This is a genomic window from Micromonospora sp. DT31 (genome assembly GCF_049841795.1).
In the GTDB taxonomy this organism is placed as follows: Bacteria; Actinomycetota; Actinomycetes; order Mycobacteriales; family Micromonosporaceae; genus Micromonospora.
Window position 1 is genome coordinate 1 of record NZ_JBNCKZ010000044.1, and the last position, 5,282, is coordinate 5,282.

The 5,282-nt window shown below is 57.6% G+C and carries 3 rRNA genes; all 3 read right to left on the minus strand.

What is annotated here, in order from left to right:
* Positions 1-4: 4 nt before the first annotated feature.
* Positions 5-121: ribosomal RNA gene (rrf, locus tag ACLQ2X_RS28235) — 5S ribosomal RNA — on the minus strand.
* 75 nt (positions 122-196) lie between these two features.
* Positions 197-3,305 (minus strand): 23S ribosomal RNA (locus ACLQ2X_RS28240).
* Positions 3,306-3,684: 379 nt separating this feature from the next.
* Positions 3,685-5,199, minus strand: a 16S ribosomal RNA gene (locus ACLQ2X_RS28245).
* Together the 16S, 23S and 5S rRNA genes form the textbook arrangement of a ribosomal RNA operon.
* Positions 5,200-5,282 lie beyond the last annotated feature (83 nt).

The window sequence follows — 5,282 nt, forward strand, 5'->3', positions numbered from 1 at the left end:
GTTTGTCCGGCGGTGTCCTACTCTCCCACACCCTCCCGGGTGCAGTACCATCGGCGCTGGAGGGCTTAGCTTCCGGGTTCGGAATGTGACCGGGCGTTTCCCCTCCGCCATGACCGCCGTAACTCTGTGAACATATCAACCAACCCACACAGGTTGTTGTTTGTTCAGAGTTGCACAGTGGACGCGTAGCAGCTTGGTAGTCAAGTCCTCGGCCTATTAGTACCGGTCAACTGAACCCGTTACCGGGCTTACATTTCCGGCCTATCAACCCAGTCGTCTAGCTGGGGGCCTTACCCCACAAAGTGGGTGGGATACCTCATCTTGAAGCGAGCTTCCCGCTTAGATGCTTTCAGCGGTTATCCCTTCCGAACGTAGCTAACCAGCCGTGCCCCTGGCGGGACAACTGGCACACCAGAGGTTCGTCCGTCCCGGTCCTCTCGTACTAGGGACAGCCCTTCTCAAGTATCCTACGCGCACGGCGGATAGGGACCGAACTGTCTCACGACGTTCTAAACCCAGCTCGCGTACCGCTTTAATGGGCGAACAGCCCAACCCTTGGGACCTGCTACAGCCCCAGGATGCGACGAGCCGACATCGAGGTGCCAAACCATCCCGTCGATATGGACTCTTGGGGAAGATCAGCCTGTTATCCCCGGGGTACCTTTTATCCGTTGAGCGACACCGCTTCCACATGCCAGTGCCGGATCACTAGTCCCGACTTTCGTCCCTGCTCGACCTGTCAGTCTCACAGTCAAGCTCCCTTGTGCACTTGCACTCAACACCTGATTGCCAACCAGGCTGAGGGAACCTTTGGGCGCCTCCGTTACCCTTTAGGAGGCAACCGCCCCAGTTAAACTACCCACCAGACACTGTCCCTGAACCGGATAACGGTCCGAAGTTAGATACCCAAATCAACCAGAGTGGTATTTCAAGATTGCCTCCACCCATACTGGCGTATGGACTTCACCGGCTCCCACCTATCCTACACAAGCTAATTCAGATACCAATGTCAAGCTATAGTAAAGGTCCCGGGGTCTTTCCGTCCTGCCGCGCGTAACGAGCATCTTTACTCGTAATGCAATTTCGCCGGGCCTGTGGTTGAGACAGTGGGGAAGTCGTTACGCCATTCGTGCAGGTCGGAACTTACCCGACAAGGAATTTCGCTACCTTAGGATGGTTATAGTTACCACCGCCGTTTACTGGCGCTTAAGTTCTCCGCTTCGCCCCGAAGAGCTAACAGGTCCCCTTAACGTTCCAGCACCGGGCAGGCGTCAGTCCATATACATCGAATTACTTCTTCGCATGGACCTGTGTTTTTAGTAAACAGTCGCTTCCCCCTGCTCTCTGCGGCCATACAACGCTCCACCCGCATGGGGCTTCACGTCTCCGGCCCCCCTTCTCCCTAAGTTACGGGGGCAATTTGCCGAGTTCCTTAACCACAGTTCGCCCGATCGCCTCGGTATTCTCTACCTGACCACCTGTGTCGGTTTGGGGTACGGGCCGCTAAGAACTCGCTAGAGGCTTTTCTCGGCAGCATAGGATCACTGACTTCACCTGAATCGGCTCGGCATCACGTCTCAGCCTTCATGCACCGCGGATTTGCCTACGGCACGGCCTACACGCTTACCCCGGCACAACCACCGGCCGGGCTCAGCTACCTTCCTGCGTCACCCCATCGCTTGACTACTACCCGCCAGGTTCCCACGCTCCCCAACATCAACCCGAAGGTCTCCGCCGGTTTGGGTGGTTAGCACAACGAGGTTCGTCAGGGTCGCTCTTTCGCGGGTACGGGAATATCAACCCGTTGTCCATCGACTACGCCTCTCGGCCTCGCCTTAGGTCCCGACTCACCCAGGGCGGATTAGCCTGGCCCTGGAACCCTTGGTCATCCGGCGGAAGGGTTTCTCACCCTTCTTTCGCTACTCATGCCTGCATTCTCACTCGTGCCGCGTCCACAACTGGGTCACCCCGCTGCTTCACCCCCGGCACGACGCTCCCCTACCCACCCACACACCTGCATACCCCATCAAGGAGGTACGAAGTTAATATGTGAGTGCCACAGCTTCGGCGGTGTGCTTGAGCCCCGCTACATTGTCGGCGCGGAACCACTTGACCAGTGAGCTATTACGCACTCTTTAAAGGGTGGCTGCTTCTAAGCCAACCTCCTGGTTGTCTATGCGACCCCACATCCTTTTCCACTTAGCACACGCTTAGGGGCCTTAGCTGGTGATCTGGGCTGTTTCCCTCTCGACTACGAAGCTTATCCCCCGCAGTCTCACTGCCGCGCTCTCACTTACCGGCATTCGGAGTTTGGCTGATTTTGGTAAGCTTGTGGGCCCCCTAGATCATCCAGTGCTCTACCTCCGGCAAGAAACACGCGACGCTGCACCTAAATGCATTTCGGGGAGAACCAGCTATCACGGAGTTTGATTGGCCTTTCACCCCTAACCACAGGTCATCCCCCAACTTTTCAACGTTGGTGGGTTCGGCCCTCCACGCGGTCTTACCCGCGCTTCAGCCTGCCCATGGCTAGATCACTCCGCTTCGGGTCTAGAGCATGCGACTGAAAACGCCCTATTCAGACTCGCTTTCGCTACGGCTCCCCCACACGGGTTAACCTCGCCACATGCCACTAACTCGCAGGCTCATTCTTCAAAAGGCACGCCGTCACCCCGCAAGGCTCCGACGGATTGTAGGCGAACGGTTTCAGGTACTATTTCACTCCCCTCCCGGGGTACTTTTCACCATTCCCTCACGGTACTTGTCCGCTATCGGTCACCAGGAAGTATTTAGGCTTACCAGGTGGTCCTGGCAGATTCACGGCAGATTTCAGGAGTCCGCCGCTACTCGGGAACACCCACAGAAGATCAGCAACTTTCACCTACCGGACTTTCACCGTCTACGGTCAGCCATTCCAGACTGTTCGACTAGCCACTGACTTTGTAACTCCTCCAACAGATGTCAGTCTGTTGAGCAGGGTCCCACAACCCCGACCACGCAACCCCTGACAGGTATCACACGCAACCGGTTTAGCCTCGATCCGCTTTCGCTCGCCACTACTCACGGAATCACTATTTGTTTTCTCTTCCTACGGGTACTGAGATGTTTCACTTCCCCGCGTTCCCTCCACACACCCTATGTGTTCAGGTGTGGGTGACATCACATGACTGATGCCGGGTTTCCCCATTCGGACACCCTGGGATCACAGCTTGGTTGACAGCTCCCCCAGGCCTATCGCGGCCTCCCACGTCCTTCATCGGCTCCTGGTGCCAAGGCATTCACCGTTCGCCCTTGACAACTTGACCACAAAGATGCTCGCGTCCACTGTGCAATTCTCAACAAACAACCAACCCACAACCCACAGCCCCACACCAAACCCGACCACCGCCGGCGGTATGCGAGACCAGGCCATGCCTGGCGCCCGACAGACGCTCACACGTCCATCTCAAGGCTCCGAAGAAAACAACCACACAGGTTGTTCCTTCAGGACCCAACAGGGTGCTTACATCCCTCCCCAGCCGCACCGAAAACCCGTTCCCACCACCCCGAAGAGCAGCTGTACTAGGAAAACTTCCGGCCGTTGCCGAGAAAAAACTTGCCAGTGTCTCCGCCATCTGAGCACCCCGACCCGACATCCGCAGGCCGCGGGCTCCATACCACCTTTCGGTGGATGGTGCTCCTTAGAAAGGAGGTGATCCAGCCGCACCTTCCGGTACGGCTACCTTGTTACGACTTCGTCCCAATCGCCAGCCCCACCTTCGACGGCTCCCTCCACAAGGGTTGGGCCACCGGCTTCGGGTGTTGCCGACTTTCGTGACGTGACGGGCGGTGTGTACAAGGCCCGGGAACGTATTCACCGCAGCGTTGCTGATCTGCGATTACTAGCGACTCCGACTTCACGGGGTCGAGTTGCAGACCCCGATCCGAACTGAGACCGGCTTTTTGGGATTCGCTCCACCTCACGGTATCGCAGCCCATTGTACCGGCCATTGTAGCATGCGTGAAGCCCTGGACATAAGGGGCATGATGACTTGACGTCATCCCCACCTTCCTCCGAGTTGACCCCGGCAGTCTTCGATGAGTCCCCGCCATAACGCGCTGGCAACATCGAACGAGGGTTGCGCTCGTTGCGGGACTTAACCCAACATCTCACGACACGAGCTGACGACAGCCATGCACCACCTGTGACCGCCCCCGAAGGACCTGCCATCTCTGACAGTTTTGCGGCCATGTCAAACCCAGGTAAGGTTCTTCGCGTTGCATCGAATTAATCCGCATGCTCCGCCGCTTGTGCGGGCCCCCGTCAATTCCTTTGAGTTTTAGCCTTGCGGCCGTACTCCCCAGGCGGGGCGCTTAATGCGTTAGCTGCGGCACAGAGAACCGGAGAGGCTCCCCACACCTAGCGCCCAACGTTTACAGCGTGGACTACCAGGGTATCTAATCCTGTTCGCTCCCCACGCTTTCGCTCCTCAGCGTCAGTATCGGCCCAGAGACCTGCCTTCGCCATCGGTGTTCCTCCTGATATCTGCGCATTTCACCGCTACACCAGGAATTCCAGTCTCCCCTACCGAACTCTAGCCTGCCCGTATCGACTGCAGGCCCGCAGTTGAGCTGCGGGTTTTCACAGTCGACGCGACAAGCCGCCTACGAGCTCTTTACGCCCAATAAATCCGGACAACGCTCGCACCCTACGTCTTACCGCGGCTGCTGGCACGTAGTTGGCCGGTGCTTCTTCTGCAGGTACCGTCACTTGCGCTTCGTCCCTGCTGAAAGAGGTTTACAACCCGAAGGCCGTCATCCCTCACGCGGCGTCGCTGCATCAGGCTTCCGCCCATTGTGCAATATTCCCCACTGCTGCCTCCCGTAGGAGTCTGGGCCGTGTCTCAGTCCCAGTGTGGCCGGTCGCCCTCTCAGGCCGGCTACCCGTCGTCGCCTTGGTAGGCCATCACCCCACCAACAAGCTGATAGGCCGCGAGCCCATCCCAAGCCGAAAAACTTTCCACCACCAACCATGCGATCAGCAGTAATATTCGGTATTAGCCCCGGTTTCCCGGGGTTATCCCAAAGCCTGGGGCAGGTTGCTCACGTGTTACTCACCCGTTCGCCGCTCGAGTACCCCGAAGGGCCTTTCCGCTCGACTTGCATGTGTTAAGCACGCCGCCAGCGTTCGTCCTGAGCCAGGATCAAACTCTCCAACAAAAACTTGTTGAACAATCATCCCAGCAACAAAAGTGTTGCCAAAGGAATCCCAACCAGCCAAACCGAAGCCTGACCAGTCCGGG